At 71.4% G+C, this 21,469-nt stretch carries 15 protein-coding genes; 5 read left to right on the top strand and 10 right to left on the bottom strand.

What is annotated here, in order from left to right:
• The first annotated feature begins 73 nt into the window (after positions 1-73).
• Together ACWFR4_RS24570 and ACWFR4_RS24575 are read left to right on the top strand one after the other, a co-directional pair.
• Positions 74-1,675, top strand: a complete 1,602-nt coding sequence (locus ACWFR4_RS24570; RefSeq protein WP_453654514.1) for a glycoside hydrolase family 13 protein — start codon at positions 74-76, stop codon at positions 1,673-1,675.
• A 151-nt stretch (positions 1,676-1,826) separates the two neighbouring features.
• The gene (locus ACWFR4_RS24575; RefSeq protein ID WP_453459075.1) at positions 1,827-3,257 is read left to right on the top strand and encodes a PP2C family protein-serine/threonine phosphatase; all 1,431 of its coding nucleotides are present in this window, start codon (positions 1,827-1,829) and stop codon (positions 3,255-3,257) included.
• A gap of 43 nt (positions 3,258-3,300) precedes the next feature.
• Here the strand turns inward: ACWFR4_RS24575 and ACWFR4_RS24580 are convergent, their stop codons facing one another.
• Positions 3,301-4,800, bottom strand: coding sequence for a DNA-binding protein NsdB (locus ACWFR4_RS24580; protein WP_453459072.1), 1,500 nt, complete (start codon positions 4,798-4,800; stop codon positions 3,301-3,303).
• 232 nt (positions 4,801-5,032) lie between these two features.
• Here ACWFR4_RS24580 and ACWFR4_RS24585 point away from each other — a divergent pair, with 232 nt between their 5' ends.
• The gene (locus tag ACWFR4_RS24585; RefSeq protein WP_453654516.1) at positions 5,033-6,211 is read left to right on the top strand and encodes an aminoglycoside phosphotransferase family protein; all 1,179 of its coding nucleotides are present in this window, start codon (positions 5,033-5,035) and stop codon (positions 6,209-6,211) included.
• 71 nt (positions 6,212-6,282) lie between these two features.
• Here the strand turns inward: ACWFR4_RS24585 and ACWFR4_RS24590 are convergent, their stop codons facing one another.
• From ACWFR4_RS24590 to ACWFR4_RS24615, 6 genes are all read right to left on the bottom strand, one after another.
• The gene (locus ACWFR4_RS24590) at positions 6,283-9,381 is read right to left on the bottom strand and encodes a ThuA domain-containing protein (RefSeq protein WP_453654518.1); all 3,099 of its coding nucleotides are present in this window, start codon (positions 9,379-9,381) and stop codon (positions 6,283-6,285) included.
• Between the two features lie 99 nt (positions 9,382-9,480).
• Positions 9,481-10,356 carry a sugar phosphate isomerase/epimerase family protein gene (locus ACWFR4_RS24595; protein WP_453654520.1) on the bottom strand — a complete coding sequence of 292 codons (876 nt, stop codon included), beginning with the start codon at positions 10,354-10,356 and terminating at the stop codon, positions 9,481-9,483.
• Positions 10,353-11,567: a substrate-binding domain-containing protein gene (locus ACWFR4_RS24600; protein ID WP_453654522.1), complete on the bottom strand. Its 1,215-nt coding sequence runs from the start codon at positions 11,565-11,567 to the stop codon at positions 10,353-10,355. Before ACWFR4_RS24600 ends, ACWFR4_RS24595 begins: the two co-directional genes overlap by 4 nt.
• Positions 11,564-12,574, bottom strand: coding sequence for an ABC transporter permease (locus ACWFR4_RS24605; RefSeq protein WP_453459057.1), 1,011 nt, complete (start codon positions 12,572-12,574; stop codon positions 11,564-11,566). The genes ACWFR4_RS24600 and ACWFR4_RS24605 overlap by 4 nt, the downstream gene beginning before the upstream one ends.
• Positions 12,571-13,572 carry an ABC transporter permease gene (locus tag ACWFR4_RS24610; protein WP_453654524.1) on the bottom strand — a complete coding sequence of 334 codons (1,002 nt, stop codon included), beginning with the start codon at positions 13,570-13,572 and terminating at the stop codon, positions 12,571-12,573. Before ACWFR4_RS24610 ends, ACWFR4_RS24605 begins: the two co-directional genes overlap by 4 nt.
• Complete coding sequence (locus ACWFR4_RS24615) at positions 13,569-15,089, bottom strand: sugar ABC transporter ATP-binding protein (RefSeq protein ID WP_453459140.1); 1,521 nt, start codon at positions 15,087-15,089, stop codon at positions 13,569-13,571. The genes ACWFR4_RS24610 and ACWFR4_RS24615 overlap by 4 nt, the downstream gene beginning before the upstream one ends.
• Before the next feature lie 202 nt (positions 15,090-15,291).
• Here ACWFR4_RS24615 and ACWFR4_RS24620 point away from each other — a divergent pair, with 202 nt between their 5' ends.
• Positions 15,292-16,506, top strand: a complete 1,215-nt coding sequence (locus tag ACWFR4_RS24620; RefSeq protein ID WP_453459051.1) for an ROK family protein — start codon at positions 15,292-15,294, stop codon at positions 16,504-16,506.
• Positions 16,507-16,825: 319 nt separating this feature from the next.
• Positions 16,826-18,811 (top strand): N-acetylmuramoyl-L-alanine amidase, encoded by a 1,986-nt coding sequence (locus tag ACWFR4_RS24625; protein WP_453654526.1) that lies wholly within the window; start codon positions 16,826-16,828, stop codon positions 18,809-18,811.
• Positions 18,812-18,880: 69 nt separating this feature from the next.
• On the opposite strand, the gene ACWFR4_RS24630 is transcribed toward ACWFR4_RS24625, so the two are convergent.
• The 3 genes from ACWFR4_RS24630 to ACWFR4_RS24640 form a co-directional block, all read right to left on the bottom strand.
• A complete protein-coding gene (locus tag ACWFR4_RS24630) occupies positions 18,881-19,381 on the bottom strand; it encodes a hypothetical protein (protein WP_453467839.1) in 501 nt (166 codons plus the stop codon).
• Between the two features lie 207 nt (positions 19,382-19,588).
• Positions 19,589-20,212: a CGNR zinc finger domain-containing protein gene (locus ACWFR4_RS24635; protein WP_453467841.1), complete on the bottom strand. Its 624-nt coding sequence runs from the start codon at positions 20,210-20,212 to the stop codon at positions 19,589-19,591.
• A 200-nt stretch (positions 20,213-20,412) separates the two neighbouring features.
• Positions 20,413-21,327, bottom strand: coding sequence for a universal stress protein (locus ACWFR4_RS24640; protein WP_453654528.1), 915 nt, complete (start codon positions 21,325-21,327; stop codon positions 20,413-20,415).
• Positions 21,328-21,469: the final 142 nt, after the last annotated feature.

Raw genomic sequence — 21,469 nt, forward strand, 5'->3', positions numbered from 1 at the left:
CGCCGCCCCTCCCCGTACGCCGCCTCAGTGACGGCGCGCCCCGGCACGCCCTCCTGCCCGAAAGGACCTCTACGTGGCAGCCCCCCATTCCTCAGACACCGGCGACTGGTGGCGTTCCGCCGCCATCTACCAGGTGTACGTACGCAGCTTCGCCGACGGCGACGGCGACGGCACGGGCGATCTCGCGGGGGTCAGAGCCCGGCTGCCGCACCTGGCCCGGCTGGGCATCGACGCGATCTGGTTCACCCCCTGGTACCGCTCCCCGATGGCGGACGGCGGTTACGACGTGGCCGACTACCGGGCGATCGACCCGTCGTTCGGCACGCTCGCCGAGGCGGAGAAGCTCATCGAGGAGGCCCGCGACCTCGGCATCCGCGTCATCGTCGACGTCGTGCCCAACCATGTCTCCGACCGGCACGCCTGGTTCAGGGCCGCGCTCGCGGCGGGCCCCGGCAGCCCCGAGCGCGAGCTGTTCCACTTCCGGCCCGGCCGGGGCGCGCACGGCGAACTGCCTCCCAACAACTGGCCGTCCCAGTTCGCCGGCGAGACCTGGACCCGTGTCCCCGACGGGGAGTGGTACCTGCATCTCTTCACGCCCGAGCAGCCCGACCTCAACTGGGCGCACCCCGCCGTACGCCAGGAGCACGAGGAGGTACTGCGGTTCTGGTTCCAGCGGGGCGCGTCGGGCGTACGCGTCGACTCGGCAGCGCTGCTCGCCAAGGACCCGGCACTCGCCGACGCCGCCGCGGGCGACACCAGCGGCTATGTCGACCGGGACGAGCTCCACACGATCTACCGCTCCTGGCGGGCCGTCGCCGACGAGTACGACGGCGTGCTCATCGGTGAGCTGTGGGTCCCCGACCCCGAGCGCTTCTCCCGCTATCTGCGCCCCGACGAGCTGCACACGGCCTTCAACTTCGACTTCCTGTCCCGCCCGTGGGACGCGGCGGAGCTGCGTGACTCCATCGACATGACGCTGGCCCACCATGCGCCGGTGGGGGCTCCCGCGACCTGGGTCCTGTGCAACCACGACGTGACGCGGACGGTGACCCGCTACGGCCGGTCGGACACGACGTTCGCGTTCGCGTCGAAGCGCTTCGGCACACCCACGGTCCTGGCGCTCGGCACCCGCAGGGCGCGCGCGGCGGCGCTGCTGTCGCTGGCCCTGCCGGGCGCCGTCTACCTCTATCAGGGGGAGGAGCTGGGCCTGCCCGAGGCGGAGGTACCGCCCGGCCGCATCGAGGACCCGATGCACTTCCGCTCCGGCGGCACCGACCCGGGCCGCGACGGTTGCCGGGTGCCCCTGCCCTGGACGCAGGACGGTTCTTCGTACGGCTTCGGATCGGCCGGGGAGCCCTGGTTGCCGCAGCCGGCGGACTGGGGGACGTACGCCGCTGCGCGGCAGGACGCCGATCCTGGCTCGATGCTCTCGCTCTACCGCGAGGCGCTGCGCCTGCGCCGCACGGAGCCGGGCTTCGGCGACGGGCCGATGCGCTGGCTCCCAAGTCCACCTGGCGTGCTGGCCCTTGCCCGGGGCGAGGGCCTGGTCTGCGTCGTCAACTTCGGCGATCCGGCCGCTGCGCTCCCGCCCCATTCACGTCTCCTGCTGGCCAGTGGCCTTTTGGACGACGAGGGGAGGCTCCCGCGGGACACGGCGGTGTGGCTGCGCGTCTGAACCGCACGCCCGGGAGGACTTAGGTATATGCCAGAAGCATCACCGCACCGGGTGTTGCCAAACCCCTTACGGGGTCTGTCCGGCTGTGCGACAGTCATTACCGGTCCTTCCGTCAGTCTTGGTCGTGCCGCGCCTTGTATCGGAGTACGCCATGTCACCCCATGTCTTCGCGGACCGCCCCGCCGCCCAGCCGCCGGAGCACGGTTCGGTCGACGCGCTGATCACGCAGACGCGTCGGCTGCTCGGTGACGTCGACGCCGTGCGCCGCGAGGCCGTCTCGGACGACGGTGACCCCGAGCGACGCTGGCAGCGCGCCCTCTACGAGCTGGCCGTGCACCAACTCAGCGACCTCGACAAGCACTTGGCGCAGCTGCGCGACGGGCCACCGCGTCCGGCCGTGGACTCCCTGATCCCCGAAGCACACGGCTCCGCGCCGGCCGAGCCGCAGAGCGGTTCCCTGCTCAGCCGCGTGGGCAGCGCCGAATGGAATCTCCTCACCGACGAGGCGAGCTGGTCCGGGGAGCTGTTCCAGATCCTCGGCCGCAACCCGGGCGCACCCCCGCTGACCCTCGACGAACTGCCGTCCGTCGTGCACACCGATGACCAGGCCATGCTCACCAGGATGGTGACGGACTGCCTCATCGAGGGGAAGCCGATCGACGGCGAGTTCCGCATCCTGCGCGCCGACGGCACCGCCCGGACGGTGCACATGATGGGCGAGCCCGTGCTCGACGCCGACGGCTCCACCGCGTCGATGTGGGCGGTCCTGCGCGACGTCAGCGAGCTGCGCCGCACCCAGCGGACCGTACGCGAGACCCATGACTCGCTCCAGCGCCGGCGGCACATCGAGCAGACGGAACACCGGCTCGCGGTCGAGCTCCAGGAGGCCGTACTGCCGCCGTGGCGTGGCTCCCTGCGGTTCTCCCAGGGGGCGCCGCACGACCTCGACCTCGCGGCCCGCTATCTGCCGTCGTCCACGGGCGAGCTCGTCGGCGGCGACTGGTACGACGCCCTCGAACTGCCTGACGGACAGACCCTGTTGAGCGTGGGCGGCCTGACCGGACACGGCGTGACCGTTACCTCCGGCATGGCGATGCTCCTCGGCGCCCTGCGCGGCATGGCCGTCACCGGGACCCGCCCCGACGAGCTGATGGGCTGGCTCAACCAGCTCACCGACACCTCGGTGCAGCCGTCCCTGGGCAGCGCGGTCTGCTGCCGTTACGATCCCCGGTCGCGCACCCTGACCTGGGCGCAGGCGGGACACCCCGCCCCGCTGCTGTTCCGCGACGGGGTGGGGCGTGCGCTGACGCCGCCGGAGGGCGTGCTGCTCGGAGCGACACCCGGTGCCACGTACGGGCAGGCCGAGGAGTCGCTCCGCGCCGGCGATCTGCTGCTGCTGCACACCGACGGCCTGGTCCCCCACCGCAGCGGCGCCGCGGCGGCGAACAGGCTCCTCGATCTCGCGCCACGACTCGCCGAGGCCGCCACCGCACAGGACTGCGTACGGACGGTCTTCGAGGAGTTCGCCGCGTACGAGCGCGCGGACGAGGCCTGTGTGCTGGTCGCCAGGATCGGCTCCTGACGCAGACAGTCATGTGTTGACGTCGGACCGCGTGCCCAGAGGGTCATGCCTGGGCGCGCTTGCCTCCTGTGGACTTTCCGGGGACCTTCGGCAGCGCGAGCTTGATCTCCTCACGGAGGTCCACGATCTTCGGGTAGCTCGCGTACTGCCCGGTGAGCCGGTACATCTCGCGGAGCCGGTCCCAGGTGCGATGGGAGGAGTTGGCCCCCATCGACACCAGCGCCAGGCGCGCGTACCGGTCGGCCTGCTCCGGGTCGTCGGCGATGAACAGGGCTGACGCGAGCGAGATGTAGTCGAAGATCTGCGACCGCTGCCGCCCGTTCGCCCGCAGTTCGAGGGCTTCCTTGGCGTGGCGCTGCGCGGTGTTCGCCGCGGCCGGCTCGTGGTCGGCGAGGGTGCGGTAGGCCAGGGCCTGCATCCCGTGCAGATCCGCCTCGTCGAACATCTGCATCCAGCTGGGCGGCGGCACGTCGCCCTTGTCGGAGACGAAGAGGTCCTCCGCCTGGCCGAGGGTGCGCCGCATGGCCTGGCCCTTGCCCATCGACGCCTGTGCCCAGGCCTCGATGGTGTAGAGCATGGCGCGGGTACGTGGCAGGGTCTCGTCGCCGGATCCGGACTTGGCGAGCTTCATGAGGTCGAGGGCGTCGTCGGGCCGGCCGAGGTGCACCATCTGACGGGCCGCCCTGGACAGGGCCTCCCCGGCGCGCGGCCGGTCGCCGCCCTCCCGAGCCGCGTGCGCGGCGATGACGAAGTACTTCTGGGCCGTGGGTTCGAGGCCGACGTCGTGGGACATCCAGCCCGCGAGGACGGCCAGGTTGGCGGCGACGCCCCACAGACGCCGATGGAGATGGTCGGGGTGGCGGTAGCTGAGCATGCCGCCCACTTCGTTGAGCTGGCCCACCACCGCCTTGCGTTGCAGACCGCCACCGCGGGCCGCGTCCCAGGCCCGGAACACCTCGACGGAGCGCTCCAGTTCCTCGATCTCCTGCGACCCGATGGGGGCGGCCTCGTAGCGGTCGTACCCAGCGGGGTCGGCGTGCAGGGGGTCTTCGAAACGTGGGGCGTCGGCCGCGAGGGCCGGATCGGTGTGCAGCCAGTCGTGCATGGCGCCGTTGAGTACAGATCCTGCGGTGAGCGCGGCACCCGCGCCCACCAAGCCGCGTCGGTTGAGCATGAGGTCCATTCCCGTGAATTCGGTGAGGACCGCAGCAGTCCGCTCGGGCGCCCACGGCATTCCGTCGGGGTGTTCCACCGCCCCGGCGTCACGCCGTTTCCCCGTGCGCCCGTGCCGGACCAGACCGAGATCCTCGATGGTCACGACACGGCCGAGTCGCTCGGTGAACAGCGCCGCCAGCACCCGTGGCACCGGATCGCGCGGGATCTCTCCCATGTCGATCCAACGCCGCACCCGTGAGGTGTCGGTCGCCAGCTGTGGGTGGCCCATGGCCGCCGCCTGCCGGTTGACCAGCCTCGCGAGCTCCCCCTTGGACCAGCCGGCGAGGCCGAACAGGTCGTTCAGGCGGGTGTTGGGATGTCCGTTCACGTCAAGCCCCCAGGTTCTCGGCTGAGTTGACAGTAACCCTCTGTCAGTTGCTGAGCGACTATTCGCCAGGGTTCGCCAGGGTGCGCCAGATGGTGTGCCAGTGGGCACCGGGTGTCAGGTAGGAATGCGCCACCCCGACCCGGTTGCCGCGGCTCACTCCCCAGGGTGCACCACGGTTCCCGGGGAGGGTGGCGCAGGCAACTCGCAGGCACACGAAGGGATCTGTTCGCCCATGTACGCAGCATCGTCCTCCGTGTCCGCCCCGCCCCGGCCGCTCTACGCCCGGTCCCCGGCTCGCGGCAACGGCCGCGCCGGGGAGGCCCCACCGGCGGGCGGCGGCCCCTACCTCGACCCCGCGCGACCTGCGACCGCAGCGCTCGGCTCCGGTCGGACGAGGCGCGTCCCGGGGCTCGGCACCCAACCGCTCAGCGGGAGACTCGACTTGTCCGGCCCCCAGGGCGCGCAGCTGCGCACGGCGATCGCCTCGGTGCACCGGATCTGCCCGGAGTTCAATCCGGTGCAGGTGCTGCGCCGCAGTGGACGGTCCGTGCTGCTCGTCGGCACCACAGGGCGCAGCACCGCCGTCGCCAAGTGTTTAGTGGACCACTCCCCTGTCTGGGCCGAGCGGATCCGCCATGAGATAGCTGCATACCGCTCGTTCGTCCGGCACCGGCCACCGGTCCGGGTGCCGCGGCTGATCGCCGCGGACCCCGACAACTGCACGCTGGTGATCGAGCGGATGCCCGGCCGGGTCGCCGCCCTGCAGCGGCACCCGGCCGAGGCACCGCCCCGTGCGGACGTGCGGGCCGCGCTCAGCGCGATCTGCCGGCTCAACCTCTGGCGTCCGCCGGCCGGCACGTTCGACGCGCCGCTCGACTACGCGGACCGGATCTCCCGCTACCACGACCTCGGTCTGCTCACCGACCGGGACATGGGCGATCTGCAGAAGCTGCTGCACGGCATCGCGCACTCGTCGGGCCGCCAGGGCATGGGCCAGTTCTGTCACGGGGACGCGCTGCTGTCGAACATCCTGCTGTCCCCCGCGGGCCCCGTGCTCGTGGACTGGGAGCACGCGGGCTGGTACCTGCCGGGGTACGACCTGGCGACCCTGTGGTCGGTGCTCGGTGACGCACCGGTGGCGCGGCGCCAGATCAGCCAGCTCGCGCAGTCCGGCGGTCCCGCGGCGCGGGACGCGTTCCTGGTGAACCTGATGCTCGTACTGACGCGGGAGATCCGGACGTACGAGACGGCCGTGCAGCGTTCGATGCACGACACGACCCCGGCGGCATCGGGCACGGCCCCGCACGGTGCTGCGCCGTCCGGCGAGGAACAGCGGCTGCTGCTGAGGCGGCTGCACGACGACTGCCAGCTGGCCCGCCGGGCCGTGCGTGCGGCGGTCGGAACTCGCTGAGGGGACGAGAATCCGCGGTGCGCCAGGACAGCGGCGCACCGCGGATTCTCGTGTGCATCTACCTCTGAGGGCTACGGGTTGCTGAACTGCACCGCGTCCACGTCGAACGAGTTGTCCTGCGGGGACTTGAATACGAGGTACAGCTTGTGCGTGCCGGTCAGCGCGTCGACCGGGACGGCGGGTGTGGCCTGGTAGGTGTCCCAGTCGCCGGTGTTCGGGACGGGTGTGGTGGCCAGGAGCTTGCCGTCGGGGGCGTCCGCGCGCAGCTCGATGGAGCCGACTCCGTACGGTGACGACAGTTTGTAGCTCACCTGTCCGATGCCCTCGACGCTCATCGGGTCGAACGCGACCCAGTCGCCGTCGCTGACGTCGCCGATGCGCTTGCCGTTCTCGGCACCTTCCTGTGCGACGACGCGCGTGCCGGACTGGCCGTCGTAGTACTCGGCCTGCTTGTGCCTGGGCTGGAGCACGGACCGCCCGTAGCCGGTCAGGGCGCTGACGCCGTCGCCTCCCTTGTCGGTGTACTTGGCGTTGAGTACGTAGGTGAGGTCGGCGCCCTCGGGGTGGCCGCCCAGGTCACCGGTGTCCACGGTGCCTTCGCAGCCGGGTATGTCGGTGGTGGGGTGCTCGTGGTCGTCGTGGCCGAGGGCCGGGTTGACGGTGACCTTGGAGCAGTCGACCGTGCCGTCCTCGGGGTCGGTGACGGTCACCTTGTACGGGATCTTGTCGCCGAAGTCGATGAGCTTGCCGTCGACGGGGAACTCGATCTTCACCTTGGGCGCGGTGTTGCCCGCGGTGACGGGGACGTTGGCGTAGCCGGACTTGCCGGTGGAGTCGGTGACCTTCAGCTGAGCGTTGAAGTCTCCCTTCGCCGTGTAGGTGTGGCTCGGGCTCGCCTCGGTGGAGTCGTAGGTGCCGTCGCCGTCGAAGTCCCAGGCGTAGGTGAGCGGGTCGCCGTCGGGGTCCTTGCTTCCCTCGCTCGAGAAGGAGACCTCGAGCGGGGTGGGGCCGTTGGTGACGGAGGCCTTCGCCTCGGCGATCGGTACGCGCTGACCTTGCGCGTAGTCGATCCGGTAGAGACCGGAGTCGTTGTTGCCGCCGCCGAACTGGCTGCCCCATTCGAGGACGTAGAGCGAGCCGTCGGGGCCGAAGGTCATGTCCATCGGCTTGGCGAACTTCGCGGTCTTCAGGAAGTCGTTGATCTTGAGGAGCTTGCCGTCCTGGTCGAAGCGGATCTCCTTGACCTGGTCGCGCGCCCACTCGTAGAAGAAGCTCGCGCCCTCGAAGTAGGCGGGGAACTTGGTCTTCGACGGGTTCTTCGCGTCGTAGTGGTAGACGGGCCCGCTCATGGGCGCGGAGCCGCCCTCGCCCATCTCCGGGAACTCCTTGGACTTGCCGTAGCCGTACCAGATCACCGGCTGCTGCACGGGCGGCAGGTCCTTGAGGCCCGTGTTGTTCGGCGAGGGGTTGACCGGCTTGTCGCAGTCGAACTTGGCACCGACCTCCTTGGTGTCCGGGTTGTAGGGGGCGTACGGCTGGTTGTTGCCGTGGCAGAAGGGCCAGCCGTAGTTGCCGGGCTTCTTGATGACGTTGTACTCGACGAGGCCCTCGGGGCCGCGGTCGGTCGTCGGGCCGCCGCGGTCGGGGCCGTAGTCGGAGACGTGGACGGCGCCGTTCTTGGGGTCGACGTTGAAGCGGAACGGATTGCGGAAGCCCATCGCGTAGATCTCGGGCCGGGTCTTCGCGGTGCCCTTCGCGAAGAGGTTGCCCTTGGGGATGGTGTAGCCGCCCGCGTCGGTGGGCTTGATGCGCAGGATCTTGCCGCGCAGGTCGTTGGTGTTGCCGGCCGTGCGGGCGGCGTCCAGCATCTGCTTGCCGGGGCGCCAGTCGATCGGCGCGTAGCCCTGCCAGTCGGGGTCGAGGTTGGGCGGGGTGTCGTCGCCGACGCCGAGGTAGAGGGTGCGGTTCGGGCCGAACTCGACGGCGCCGCCGGTGTGTCCGGGCTCGGGGAAGCTGCGGTCGCGGTACGCGGGTACGTCGAGGAGCTTCTTCTCGCTCGCCGGGTCGAGGGTGTTGTCCGGCTTCACGGTGAAGCGGGAGAGCCGGTTGACGTCGTCCTTGGCGTCCTTCGGCGCGTAGTAAAGATAGATCCAGTGGTTTGTCCTGAACGACGGGTCGAGCTCCATGCCGACGAGGCCGTCCTCGCCGCCGGTGTAGACGTCGAGCTTGCCCGCGGTCGCGGTGGCATGGGTGGTGGGGTCGTAGACCTTCACCTCGCCGCTGCGCTGGATGTAGAAGACCTTGCCGTCCTTGGCGACGTCGAGCTCCATCGGGTCGGCGGTGTTGTCGTCGAGTGCCGTCTTCTCGTAGCCGGACCAGACGGTGCCGCCGCAGTCGCCGGGCTTGTTGCCCGCGGCCCACTGGATGCCGCCGAGCACATGGGCGCGGAAGGCGGGTTCGCTGTAGGAGGCGGTGTCGTGGCCCATGGCGGTCGCCCAGACCTTGCCGCCCTCGGCGTTGCGGCACCAGGAGATGGGGTGGTCGGCGCCCATCGCGGAGCCGCCCGGGTTGTACGTGGTCTCGTCGGCGGTGACGAGGACGTGCACGTCGCCGCGCGGGTCCTTGTCGAAGTTGTACCACTCCTCGGGGCGCTCCCAGCGCTCGGGAAGTCCCTTGGTGGAGGGGTGCACGCGGTCGGCGACCTTGGCCGTGCCCTGGAGCACGCCGGGTGAGTGGGCGGGCATGTGGGCGCCGCCGTTGATGGTCTCGTCCCACCAGGGGAACTGCTCCTCGACGCCCATGTCGAGGGTGTTGTGGATGGCGACGACGCCCTTGCCGCCGCGCACGTACTTCTGCAGGGCCTCACGCTGGCCGTCGGTGTCCCAGACCATGCCGGAGTTCTGCAGCATGATGATGACGTCGAAGTCCTTGAGCTTCGCGTCGTCGAAGACCGTCGAGTCGTCGGTCTGGACGACCTCGAAGTTGTTCGCCGCGGCCTCCTCCTCGACCATCTTGATGCCGTCCGGGATGGAGCCGTGGACATAGCCGACGGCCTTGGTGAAGAGCAGCGCGCGGAAGGCGGGGGCCTTGCCCGCGGCCGTGGCGCCGGTGGGGAGGAAGCCGACGGCGAGCAGCAGTGCGGTCAGTAACGCGAGGGCAGCTCTTCGCATGCCTCTGATGTCACGAGCATGACATCCCATGAGGTGGTCCTTTCCGTGGAAACAGTGGACGGACTTGCGGGGTGCCGGAATTCGGAGGAACTCAGAGGTTCAGCGGGTTCGGCCGGCCGCGGCGCGCAGGAAGCGCAGGCCGTCCCTGGCCAGGGCGTCCTGGCTGTCGGCGAGCGGGCGCCACACGGAGGCGGCGACGGCGATCGCGTCGTTGTGCGCGGTGAACGACTCGATGCACAGGGGGCCTCGGTAGCCCGTCTCGCGCAGCGCGTCGAGGAAGCCGGTCCAGTCGAGGTGGTCGGCCCCGGGCGTGCCGCGGTCGTTCGCGCAGACCTGGACGTGCGCGATACGGTCCCCGGCCGCGTGGACCGCGGCGGGGAGCGAGTGTTCCTCGATGTTCTGGTGGTACGTGTCGAGCGCGACGCCGATCCCGTCGTGCGGCAGCCCGTCGAGGGCGTCCAGACTCTGGGCGACGGTGTTGAGCAGGCTGGTCTCGTAACGGTTGAGGGGTTCCACCGCGAGGCGCACCCCGGCCGTGCGGGCGTGCTCGACGAGGGGGGCGAGGTGTGTGCGCAGTTCGTCGTACGCGGCCTCTCGCGCGGCACTGTCCATCCGCCAGGTCCGGCCGACGGACGCATACAGGGGGCCTGCGACCACCGGCGCCCCGATCGCGTGGGCGGTGTCCACGCAGTGGCGTAAGTAGTCCTGGGTGGTGCGCACCGTGGTGGCGTCCGTGCCGACCAGGTCGCGGCCGTGCGGCATGACGGCGATCACGGCGGCGGGGGTGAGACCGGTCGCGTCGAGGAGCTTGGCCGCATCGCCCGGGTCCCAGTCGCCCGCGCTCTCCATGGGGAGTTCGACGCAGTCGAACCCCCAGGCGGCGAGGCGGGGCAGCGTGTCGGCGAGGGCACGGCCGGTGACCGGCGAGTGCCAGATCCAGGGGTTGGCGCCCAACTCCCAGGCGGTCCGGGTCACTTCTTGCCTCCCCAGTCCTTCGGGTAGCCGGGCAGGTCCCGGCAGCCGCACATGGCGTAGTGCAGCGGCGGCATGCCCTCCTGGAGGTACTCGTCGAGGTTGTCCTGCGTGACGGTCGGCTGCGGCAGCTTCCACTCCTTGGGGACCTGCTTGCCGCCGAGCACGCGCAGGGCGGCGATGACCGGCGTACGCCACTGGAAGGTGGGGTACGTGGGCGCGATCGCGGTGAGCTTCTTGTCCTTCCACGCCTGGAGGAAGTCCTGCTGGTCCTCGCCGGTGATGGGCGGGACGTCCACGCCGGCGTCCTCGAACGCCTCGACTGCGGCGACGGACGTGGCGCCCGAGTCCATCCAGACGCCGTCGACCGAGCCGTGCCGGGAGATCGCGTCCGCCACGATCGACTTCGTCTTGGCGGGGTCGCCGTCGGTGAACTTGACGTCCACCACGTCGAGTCGGCTCTTGTCGAAGGCGAGCTTCGCGGCGGACCACCGGGTCTCCAGGACGTCGACGCCGGGTGAGATGCGCAGGGCGAGGATCTTGCCCTTGGGCTTGACCTTGTCGACGAGGAAGTCCGCGGCGACGGCCCCGTAGCCGTAGCCACCGATGGGGTTGATGAAGGTGACGGCGCAGTCCGTCTCCACTCCCCGGTCGAAGACGATGACGGGCAGCTTGCCGCAGGCCTCCTTGACGGCCGGGGTGAGGGTGGCGGTGGTGTTCGGGGACACGATCAGGGCGTCGCAGCTCTTGTTCCCGGCGAGTTCCTGGATGTCGGAGATCTGCTTGTCGTCCTTGCCCTGGGCGTCGAGGACGGTGAAGTCGGTGATCTCAGTGTGGAGTTTCACCTCGGCCTTCATGTCCTTGAGGCCCACCTGGCGCCACGGGTTGAAGACGCCGGCGTTGGAGAAGCAGAGGTGGGTGCCGCCGGAGCCCTTCTTCCGGTACTGGGCCGTGTCGGTCATCTCGGGTTCGAGCATCTGCTCCCAGGGCTTGTCGACGGGCCCCTCGGGCGTGGCTTTCGCGAGTGCCAACTGGCGGTCGTATTCGGCCTGTTGAAAGAACTTCGACGGCTTGTCGGCACCTCCCTTCGCGGCACTCTCCGACGCCGTGCCCGCCGCGGAGTCGGCCGGCATGTCGCTGGAGCACGAGGTGAGCAGCGCGGCGGCCGCCAGGGCGGCGGCGACGGCGACGGCGAGTGGACGTCTGCGGGTCATGAGGGGGTCCCTCCCGAGGGGTGAGTAGGACGGCGGCGCAGGCGGGAGAAGTCGGCCGCTCCGAGACCTACGGCGGCGATGACGATGACGCCTTGGACCGTGGATTCGAGGGCGCCCGAGACGCCTTGCAGGTTGAGCAGCGTGAACAGGGCCTGGAGCGAGAAGGCCCCGGCCATCGCGGCGACGACGCTGCCGCGGCCTCCGCCGAGCGCGACGCCACCGAGCACGACGGCGGTGATGGCCTCGAACTCGTAGCCGCGGCCCGCCTGCGCGGACACTCCGGAGAATCCGCCGACGAGTACGGCGGCGAGCGCGGCCGCGACACCCGACAGGACGAACGCGATGACGCGGACCCGGTGGACGCGGACGCCCGCGAGGGCGGCGGTGCGTTCGCTGTCGCCGGTCGCGATCAGGGTGCGGCCGAAGTCCGAGCGCATGAGGAACACGGCGGCGGCGCCCGCGACGAGGCAGGCGAGGACCGCCCAGGGCAGCCAGCCGCCCGCCGTGCCGCGGCCGAGCCGGCGGAACTCCTCGGGGAGCGATCCGTGCGGGGAGCCACCGGTCCAGAAGAAGACGGCGCCTTCGAGGATCAGCATCATGCCGAGCGTGGTGATGAACGACGGCACCCGCAGCTTCGTCGTGATCAGTCCGCTGACGAGACCGGTCAGCGCTCCGGCGAGCAGCAGCCCGCCCGTCACCACGATCCAGGAGGCGTCCGGGTACGAGCCGTAGAGTTCCGCCGCGACGACGACACCGGCGGTGACGATCGCCCCGACGGACAGGTCGAACTCCCCGCAGACGATGACCAGATACTGACCCGCCGCCAGGATGACGAGCGGCGCCGCGCGTTTGACGAAGGCGAGGAAGCGGTCGGGTTCGTAGAAGCCGGGGTCGGTGGCGGCGAGGGCCACGAGGAGCACGGCGAGGAGTACGTAGACGGGGGCGCCGGTGCCGAGCGAGCGGGCAACTCGCCTATAAGGACTGACTGTTGGGTTCACCGTGGTCATGCGGTCCTCCCCGCGCCGCGCCGGGCGTAGAGGGCGACGGCGGCGATGATGACGACGCCGCGCACGACGTTCTTGAAGAACGGGTCGACGCCCAGCTGATTGAAGACGGAGTCGAGCACGGCGAGGACCAGGACGCCGCCGAGCGTGCCCGCCACTCCCCCGCGTCCGCCCGCGAGGGCGGTGCCGCCGAGGACGACGGCGGCGATCGACTCGAGGTCGTAGCGGGCCTCCGTGCCGGCCCAGGGGGCGCCCGCGCCGAGCCGCGCGGCGAGGAAGAGCGCGGCGGCTCCCACGCACAGCGAGCAAAGGACGTGCGCGGCGACGACGGTGCGCCGGGTGCGGACACCGGAGAGGCGGGCCGCGTGCTCGTCGCCCCCGGTCGCGTACAGGTGGTGGCCGAAGCGCGTGCGGCGGGTGACGAACCACAGCGCGGCGACGACCGCGGCGAGCAGGAACAGGGAGACGGGGACAGGCCCCATGCGGTCGTAGCCGAGGTGCTGGAAGGACGCGGGGACCTTGCCGGCGGGGCCCGTGTAGTTGTCCTCGATCCAGCCGCGCAGGATGAACGCGGTGCCGAGCGTCGCGATGAACGCGTTGACCTTCAGCCCGGTGACGACGAGGCCGTTGGCGAGGCCGACGGCCGCGGAGAGCGCAAGCACGGCAAGGACGGCCGTGACGACGCTGCCGTCCTCCATCGTGGTGGCGGCGACGAGCGTGCCGAGGCTGATGAGGTACGCCACGGAGAGGTCGAGGGAGCCGGTGAGGATCACGGCGGTCTGTCCGACGGCGACGAGTCCGAGTGCCACGCAGTTCTGGAGGATGCCGACGACGTTGGCGAGGGTGAGGAAGTCCCCGCCACGTGCGGCCACCACGATCCAGCCGGCCGCGGTGACGGCCGCGGCGGCCAGCCACACGCCGACGGCGGGGTCGGCGAGGCGGGTTCTGCGCGGCGGGGCGGGCTTCGCGACGGTCGGCGGGGCGACGGCGGTCCCGGTCATGCGCTTCCTCCCGGTGAGGCGGGGACGGGCGGGTGAGCTGCCGGGCCGCCGCGCGTGGCCAGGCGCATGATGTCCTCCTCGCTCGCGCCGGCGGGGAGTTCGCCGGCGAGGCGGCCCTCCGCCATGACGAGGATGCGGTCGCTCATGCCGATCAGTTCGGGGAGTTCGGAGGAGACGATCAGGACGGCGAGTCCCTCGCGGGCGAGGTCGCGGACAAGGGTGTGGATGGCGGCCTTGGCTCCGACGTCGACGCCCCGGGTCGGCTCGTCGAAGAGCAGGATCTGCGGGCGGGCGGCGAGCCACTTGGCGATGACGACCTTCTGCTGGTTGCCGCCGGAGAGGAACTGGGCCTGCTGGTCCTCGCCGCGCGCGTGCAGCCGGACCCGCTCCAGGAGGGCGGTGAGGTCGCGGGCCGCGGGCGGGCGGCCTCGCGCGGGGACGGCCCGGGTGACGAGGAGCGCGTTGTCGCGCACGGACTGGCGCAGGGCGAGCCCTTCGGCCTTGCGGTCCTCGGTGACCAGGGCGATCCCCGCGCGGATGGCCCGGCGCGGGCTCGTGGGGCGCAGGTCACGGCCGCCCACGGTCATGGCGCCCGTGGTGAAGGGTGCGGCGCCGAACAGGGCGCGGGCCAGGGACGTGCGTCCTGATCCCTGGAGGCCCGCGATGCCGGTGACCTCGCCCGAGCGCAGCGTCAGGTCGATGTCGCGCAGGCGTGCGTTGCCTCCGCCGCGCACGGTCAGCCGGACGTCGCCGGCCTCGCCGGGGCGGGCGCGCGGCGGGTAGTAGGCGCTGAGTTCCCGGCCGACCATGGCGCGGACGACCTGGTCGGTGTCGGTGTCCTCGGTGCGTACGGTCGTGACGTGCCGGCCGTCCTTGAGGACGGTGATGCGCTGCGAGAGGTCGAAGACCTCGCGGAGGCGGTGCGAGATGTAGAGGATGCCGAGGCCGCGGTCGGCCAGCCGGCGTACGAGCGCGTGGAGTTGGGCCGCCTCGTGGTCGGCGAGCGGGGCGGTCGGCTCGTCCATGACGAGGACGCGGGCCGGCGCGTCGTCGGAGGCGAGCGCCTTGACGATCTCGACGGTCTGCTGGCGCGCGACCGGCAGATCACGGACGTAGGTGCGCGGGGTGATGCCCGACTCGCCGAGTTCGGCGAGGAGTTCGGCGGTGCGCGCCTCCATGGCGCGGCGGTCGACGAGTCCGCGCCGGGTCGGTTCGCGGCCGAGGAACACGTTCTCGGCGACGGTGCGGTGGGGCAGGAGCGCGAACTCCTGGTGGATGATGCCGATTCCGGCGGCCTGGGCCTGCGCGGGATGGGTGAAGGACTGCTCGACGCCGTCCAGGGTGATGGTGCCCTCGTCGGGGACGTGTTCGCCCGCGAGGACCTTCATCAGGGTGGACTTTCCCGCGCCGTTCTCCCCGACGAGCGCGTGGACCTCGCCCGGGGCGAGGTCCAGGGAGACCCCGTGCAGCACCCGTACACCGAGAAAGCTCTTGGACACGCCGTGCATCGCCAACATCGTCTGTGTCGCCTGCATCGTTCAGCCTCTCCGGCCTCTTCGGCAGTCTTCCGCAGCGGTCTGCATTGCAATGTGCTGACCCTTCTTTGACCTGTCAAGGGGCCAACCCTGGTACGTACAAAGGAAATTGACAGGTACTTAGGTCGATCGGCGAACAGCATCGGGCTTGTGAGCAGCGGAACTCGTCCCTATCGTGACTGCCATGTCTGGAGCGCCGGATCACCTCAGTTCCGCGCCGCCGTCGTCGCCCGGCGAGGTCCTCGCCCTGCTGCGTACGGGGGCGGCCACGACCCGCGCGGACGTCGCGCGGATCACCGGCCTCGCGCGGTCGACCGTGTCACAGCGCGTCGACGCGCTCATCGCGCACGGCTTCCTCATCGAGGCCGGGGCGGAGGCCGGGGACTCGACGGGCGGCAGGCCCCCGCGCCGCCTCCATCTGCGCACCCGCGAGCATGTGGTGGCGGGCGTCGACCTGGGCGCCTCGCACTGCCGCGTCGCGCTCCTCGACATCGGCGGGGAACAACTCGCGCTGCGCGAGGACCAGTTGTCGATCGCCGACGGTCCTTCGTCGATTCTCGGCCACGTCGAGCGGACGCTCCACGCGCTCCTGGACGAGGCGGGCCTCGATCCGGCCTCGCTCCAGTCGATCGGTGTGGGCGTGCCGGGCCCCGTCGAGTTCACCACCGGCCGGCCCGTGGATCCGCCCATCATGCCCGGCTGGCACCAGTATCCGATCCCCGAGTTCTTCGCCGACCGGTTCGGTGTGCGGGCCCTCGTCGACAACGACGTGAACGTGATGGCGCTGGCCGAGCAGCGCCGCGCGTTTCCGGACACCCGCTATCTCCTCTACATCAAGGTCGGTACGGGCATCGGCTGCGGCATCGTCGCGGACGGCCGGCTGCACCGGGGCGCGCAGGGCAGCGCGGGCGACATCGGGCACATCCGGGTCGGCGACAGCCGGCAGGAGGCGGCGCCGTGCCGGTGCGGGAACTCGGGCTGCCTGGAGGCGGTGGCGGGCGGCGCGGCGCTGGCCCGCGAGCTGTCGGGCCTGGGTCTGGACGCCGCGTCGAGCCGGGACGTCGTGCGCCTGGTGAAGTCCGGCAACCGTGACGCCGTACGGATGGTGCGTGAGGCGGGGCGTGCGGTCGGCGAGGTCCTCGCGGGCCTGGTGAACTTCTTCAACCCGGACACGGTGGTGGTCGGCGGCGCGCTGGCGGCCGTCCACGACCAACTCCTCGCGGGCGTGCGGGAGGCCGTGTACCGCCGCTCCCACCCGCTGGCCACCCATGTCCTGCGCATCGAACCGAGCCGCACCGGAGCCGACGCGGCCGTGGTCGGCGCTGCCATCCTGGCGATCGAGCACGCCCTCTCGCCGGAGCAGGTGGACCGGGTCCTCGCGGGCGCGTCGCCGCGCTGACCAGGCCGGGCCGGCTGCCGGGGAACACCCGCGCGGTCGATCCCCCGATCAGGTGGAGAACGCGGTTGAGTTCGCGGCGCCCTCCCGCATGCCGAGACGGCGGCCCCACTCTTCGCGAAGAGTCATTGGTCCACTCCACTGACGCGCCGCAGGCAGTGAGGCCTCCCCGGAGAAAGCCCGCCCAACGGGCGCTGACATGGGAAATCCCTTGCCCTGAGCATGATTGACGGATCGTCGGCAAGCCGATACCACTGACCCACGATCGCCCCCGCACACCCGTCGAGCTCATCTGTCCCAGGACCGTTCCCAGGAGGCCGCTTTGCCCTCGACCACCAGCGACCGCTCGCCGGCCGCGCGCAGACGCACGAACCAGGCGGCCCGGGCGGCGGGGACGCTCGCGACGGCGGCGCTGCTGCTTCCCCTCCTCGGCGCCGCACCCCCGAGCGAGGCCCAGGAGGCGTCGAACGCGGGGCTCCAGCACGCGTTCGCGACCGCGGCGGCCGAGTACCGGGTGCCCCAGAGCGTCCTGCTCGGCGTCTCCTACCTCCAGTCCCGGTGGGACACGCACGGAGGTGCGCCCAGCGTCACCGGCGGCTACGGCCCCATGCACCTCACGGACGCCCGCGCCGCGCTCGCGGGTGTGGCCGCTCACAGCGAAGCCGCGGGCGATCCGCGCGGCGACGCGTCACGGCCGGCGCTCGCCCCGAAGACGAAGGTGCCGCAGAACTCCCAACTCCCGGCCCGCCTGAAGTCGTTGACGCACGCCGCCGAGCTCAGTGGCATCCCCGCCGAACAACTGCGCTCCGACCCCGCGGCCAATGTGCGCGGCGGCGCCGCCCTGCTCGCCGCGGCGCAGAAGGCCCTCGGCAAGCCCCTCAGCTCCGACCCGGCCGACTGGTACGGAGCGATCGCGAAGTTCTCCGGCGCCGACGACACCGCCACGGCCGCGACGTACGCGAACGACGTGTTCGCCGTGATCCACGACGGCGAGCGACGCACCACGGACGCCGGGCAGCGCGTCGAGCTCGCGGCCGACCGCAGCCTGAAGCCGGACGCGGCGCAGGTGCGGAGCATGGGTCTGCGAAAGTCCGACGAGAGCGGCACCGAGTGCCCACCGACCGTGTCGTGCGAGTGGATCCCGGCGCCCTACGAGGAGTTCGGGGACGGCGACTACGGCAACCACGATCTCGCCGACCGGCCGAACGACCAGAGCATCGACTACATCGTCATCCACGACACCGAGGCGACGTGGGACACGACGCTTCAGCTGGTGCAGGACAAGACGTATCTGGCCTGGCACTACTCGCTGCGCTCCACGGACGGGCACATCGCCCAGCACGTGAAGGCCAAGGACGTCGGCTGGCACGCGGGCAACTGGTACGTCAACGCCAAGTCCCTGGGCCTGGAGCACGAGGGATTCCTCGCCCAGCCGGACTCCTGGTACACGGAGGAGATGTACCGGGCGTCGTCGCGCCTGGTGAAGTACCTGGCGAAGAAGTACGACATCCCGCTGGACCGGCAGCACATCCTCGGCCATGACAACGTGCCGGGGACGACAACGGCCGGGATCAAGACCATGCACACGGACCCGGGTCCGTACTGGGACTGGGCGCACTACTTCGCGCTGATGGGCAAGCCGTTCAAGGCGACCGCGGGCCCGAAGGGCGGCCTCGTGACCGTGGCCCCCGACTTCGCCAGGAACAAGCCCGTGTACACGGGCTGCGTCAAGGCGGGCGAGACCTGCACCACGCACGGCTCGGGCGCCGTACGGGTGTACACCGCGCCCAGCGAGGACGCGCCGCTGATCAAGGACATCGGGCTGCGGCCCGGTGGCGAGGACTCCACGACGGACGTGAACGACATGGGCGCGCGCCTGTCGACCGGCCAGCAGTACGCGGTCGCGGAGCGCAAGGGCGACTGGACGGCGGTCTGGTACCTCGGCCAGAAGGCCTGGTTCAAGAACCCGAAGAAGCAGCCCACGGCCGTGAACGCGGCGGGCCTGGTCATCGCCCCGAAGGCCGGCCGCACCGATGTCCCGGTGTACGGGCGGGCCTACCCCGAGAAGGAGGCGTACCCGGCGGACATCACCCCGCAGGCGGTCTCCCCGCTGCCGTACAAGCTTCTCGCGGGACAGCGGTACGTCGCGGGTGGCAGGACGACCGGTGAGTACTTCTACTCGCCGACGTTCGACACGACGTCGCACCGGGTGGTGCGCGGCAAGGACGTCTACTACGAGATCCAGTTCGGTCACCGGGTGGCGTATGTGCGTGCCGCCGACGTGGAGGTGCTGCCGTCCGGCGCCTGAGGGCACATGAACTCGGCCGGGTCCGGATCTGCCGTGGGGGCGGATCCGGGCCCGGCCGGTTTCTGCGGCTCAGCCCTGCTGGAACAGCTCCGGGGGCAGCGGCTTCAGGAGCGCGTAGAGGTCGTCCGTGATGGGCCGGTCCCAGGCCGCGATCGTCACGAGGACGTTGTCGCTGCGGTCGAACTGCACGCAGGAAATACGGCCCTCGGAGAGCTTGAGGCGGCGCACGATGAGGAGGTTGTCGCCCTGCATCACCGGGACGTCCTCGGTGCCGACGACGGTGACCTCCTCGTCGTTCTCCAGTGCGAGGAGAAGCTGGGCGACCTCGAAGGGGATCTCACCCTCGGCGGTCTCACGGGCCGAGGAGCCCTCGGGCAGGTTCCCGATGATCATCGCGGGGCCGCGGCCGCCGAACAGGTCGTAGCGCAGGAAGACGCCCTGGCAGCTGCCGTCGGGGGCGGGCAGCAGGCCCGCGCCGAGATTGCCCGGCCAGTCGCCCGGGTCCATGGCGAGGACATCGAAGTCAGGACCCGCGGGTGTGGCGGAGCTGCGTCGGCGGAGGAAGGACATGCCGCAATGGTACGTGCATCGGGGCGCTCCGCGGCGCGGGGGCCACGGCCCCGACGGGGTCCCGAGCGGGCCGGCGCGGGCGGTTCCCGGGGCATCGGGGGTTCCGACCCGGACGGTCGGTCTGCTCATGGGTGTGCAACCGGCCGGGGGCGACGGTCCGGGCGCACGCCGGTGACCTCACTCAACGCCCTGTCCCCCGTGGCGAGTTCAGTCTCGTACGGCCTCCGCACGGTGCCGCTCGTGATGCCGGGCGACCCGGGCACGGTTGCCGCAGGACGGCTTGCACCACTCCTGACGGGGATGGTCCTTGAGGAAGTAGCGCACACAACGCGGGGCGTGGCAGGCGCGCAGCCGCTCGCGGTCGTCGCTCGCGAGGAAGCCGACCGCGGCGCGGGCCAGGGCCGCCGTGAGCAGGTCGGAAGCGGGCGCGGGGGTGCGTGCCTCCTGGCGCACGAGGGGGGTGGCGCCGTCGTCCCAGCTGAGAACGGGGACGGTCGGGGCGAGCGCCGCCGCCGCGTTGAGGCACCGCACCGCCTCGCTCACGGGGAGCAGCCGGTGGGCGTCCGCCGGGCTCGGGTCGCCGGGGCGCACGGCGTGGGCGAACAGTGCGCGGACGGCGGCCCGCACCTCGCGCACCTCGGCGAGCGCCGTCGCGTCCGCTTCGAACCCGGCGGTGTCCGGCAGCTCCTCGGCGTGCTCCCGCACCCAGGCCGTCAGCGCTTCGGGCCGCTCGAGGTCGTCGGCGACACCGCCGTGCCCGTCGTGGCGGATGGTGAGGGCGAGGTTCAGGGCGAGCGGTGTGGCGCCCGGGCCTGTGCTGATGTCACGCATAGGGCTAATGATAAGGTCCCGCGCATCCATTAGATCTCCGGGCGAAGGTCCAGGTCTCCGGGGGAGGCCGGCGGCGCCCCCGTACCGGCGGGCGGTCCCGAGCGACGTACCGGACGGATCCAGGGCACAACCGCCTCACCTCGGCCCCGGACACGCTCGGTGACCCGACGGGCCCGACCCGTTGCTCCACCATGGATCCCCTACGGCGTGTCCTCCAGGGCCGGCGGCACCACCGCGACCGGGCTCGCCGCGTGCAGCAGTACCGCCATCGTCACCGTGCCGAGCATCGGTGCGGGGCGTGTGAGGCGGCGCCGGTGGCGGCCCACGACCACGAGGTCGGCCCCGCGGGAGTTCTCGACGAGGTGACCGGCCGCGTCGCCCGGCGCCACGTACAGGTCGGCCTCGACGTCGGGGTGCGCCTTGCGGAAGGGCGCCACGGCAGCGTTCACCAGGGTCAGGGTCTCGCTCTCGGCCGCTTCCTGGTCGACGGTCGTGGGCGTGAAGTCGCCGAACGTCGTCCAGGCGAGCACCGGCCACGGGAACGCCGCGACCACCTGGAGCCGCGCCCCGCCCCGATCGGCCTCCTCGAAGGCGAAGGCGAGGAGGCTGTCGTCGGGCTCGTCCACGTCGACGCCGACGACCACGCGCGGTCCGGGCGCCGCGTCGCTGTCACCGTGCACGGCGCGTCCGGGCCTGGGCACCACGACGACGGGGCAGGCGGCGTCCCGCGCCGCGGCCACACCGTTCGAACCGAGCAGCAGACTGGCGAAGCCGCCGCGCCCCCGCGAGCCGAGGACCAACAGCTGTGCCTCGGAGCCGAGTTCGGCCAGGACGGCCGCCGGAGTGCCCTCCAAGGTCACATATTCGACCGGTGGCAGATCACCCCGACCGGTCAGGGTGGCGCGCACCTCGTCGAGGACCGCGTCGCCCGCGGGCTCCGGCGGGCCGGACGCCAGTACCCCGCGCTGAGTCCAGGGTCCGTACTGGCGCACATGGGCGATCCGCGCGGGCGCCCCGCGCCTGCCCGCTTCCGTCAGTGCCCACTCCAGGGCACGCAGACTGTCTTCGGATCCGTCGACGGCGGCCACGACGGGCAGGGGGCGCGGGGTACTCATGTCCAACCTCCGACACCGGGGCACGGTGTCGACGGGCCCCGGCAAGAGCGACTGTTCCTGCCCCCAGCCTCGCGCACACCGGGACCATGGGGCAGGGCCGAACGTCACATGTCGTCGGAAAAGCCGGAAACGTCACCTGACC

It is taken from the genome of Streptomyces sp. NPDC055140, from assembly GCF_053607285.1.

Excerpts from the sequence above, each read along its gene's own strand:
- ACWFR4_RS24605 (WP_453459057.1), bottom strand. The coding sequence starts at position 12,574 with ATGACCACGGTGAACCCAACAGTCAGTCCTTATAGGCGAGTTGCCCGC.
- ACWFR4_RS24640 (WP_453654528.1), bottom strand. The coding sequence starts at position 21,327 with ATGAGTACCCCGCGCCCCCTGCCCGTCGTGGCCGCCGTCGACGGATCC.
- ACWFR4_RS24590 (WP_453654518.1), bottom strand. The coding sequence starts at position 9,381 with ATGCGAAGAGCTGCCCTCGCGTTACTGACCGCACTGCTGCTCGCCGTC.
- ACWFR4_RS24635 (WP_453467841.1), bottom strand. The coding sequence starts at position 20,212 with ATGCGTGACATCAGCACAGGCCCGGGCGCCACACCGCTCGCCCTGAAC.
- ACWFR4_RS24610 (WP_453654524.1), bottom strand. The coding sequence starts at position 13,572 with ATGACCGGGACCGCCGTCGCCCCGCCGACCGTCGCGAAGCCCGCCCCG.
- ACWFR4_RS24585 (WP_453654516.1), top strand. The coding sequence starts at position 5,033 with ATGTACGCAGCATCGTCCTCCGTGTCCGCCCCGCCCCGGCCGCTCTAC.
- ACWFR4_RS24600 (WP_453654522.1), bottom strand. The coding sequence starts at position 11,567 with ATGACCCGCAGACGTCCACTCGCCGTCGCCGTCGCCGCCGCCCTGGCG.
- ACWFR4_RS24615 (WP_453459140.1), bottom strand. The coding sequence starts at position 15,089 with ATGTTGGCGATGCACGGCGTGTCCAAGAGCTTTCTCGGTGTACGGGTG.
- ACWFR4_RS24620 (WP_453459051.1), top strand. The coding sequence starts at position 15,292 with ATGTCTGGAGCGCCGGATCACCTCAGTTCCGCGCCGCCGTCGTCGCCC.
- ACWFR4_RS24575 (WP_453459075.1), top strand. The coding sequence starts at position 1,827 with ATGTCACCCCATGTCTTCGCGGACCGCCCCGCCGCCCAGCCGCCGGAG.
- ACWFR4_RS24630 (WP_453467839.1), bottom strand. The coding sequence starts at position 19,381 with ATGTCCTTCCTCCGCCGACGCAGCTCCGCCACACCCGCGGGTCCTGAC.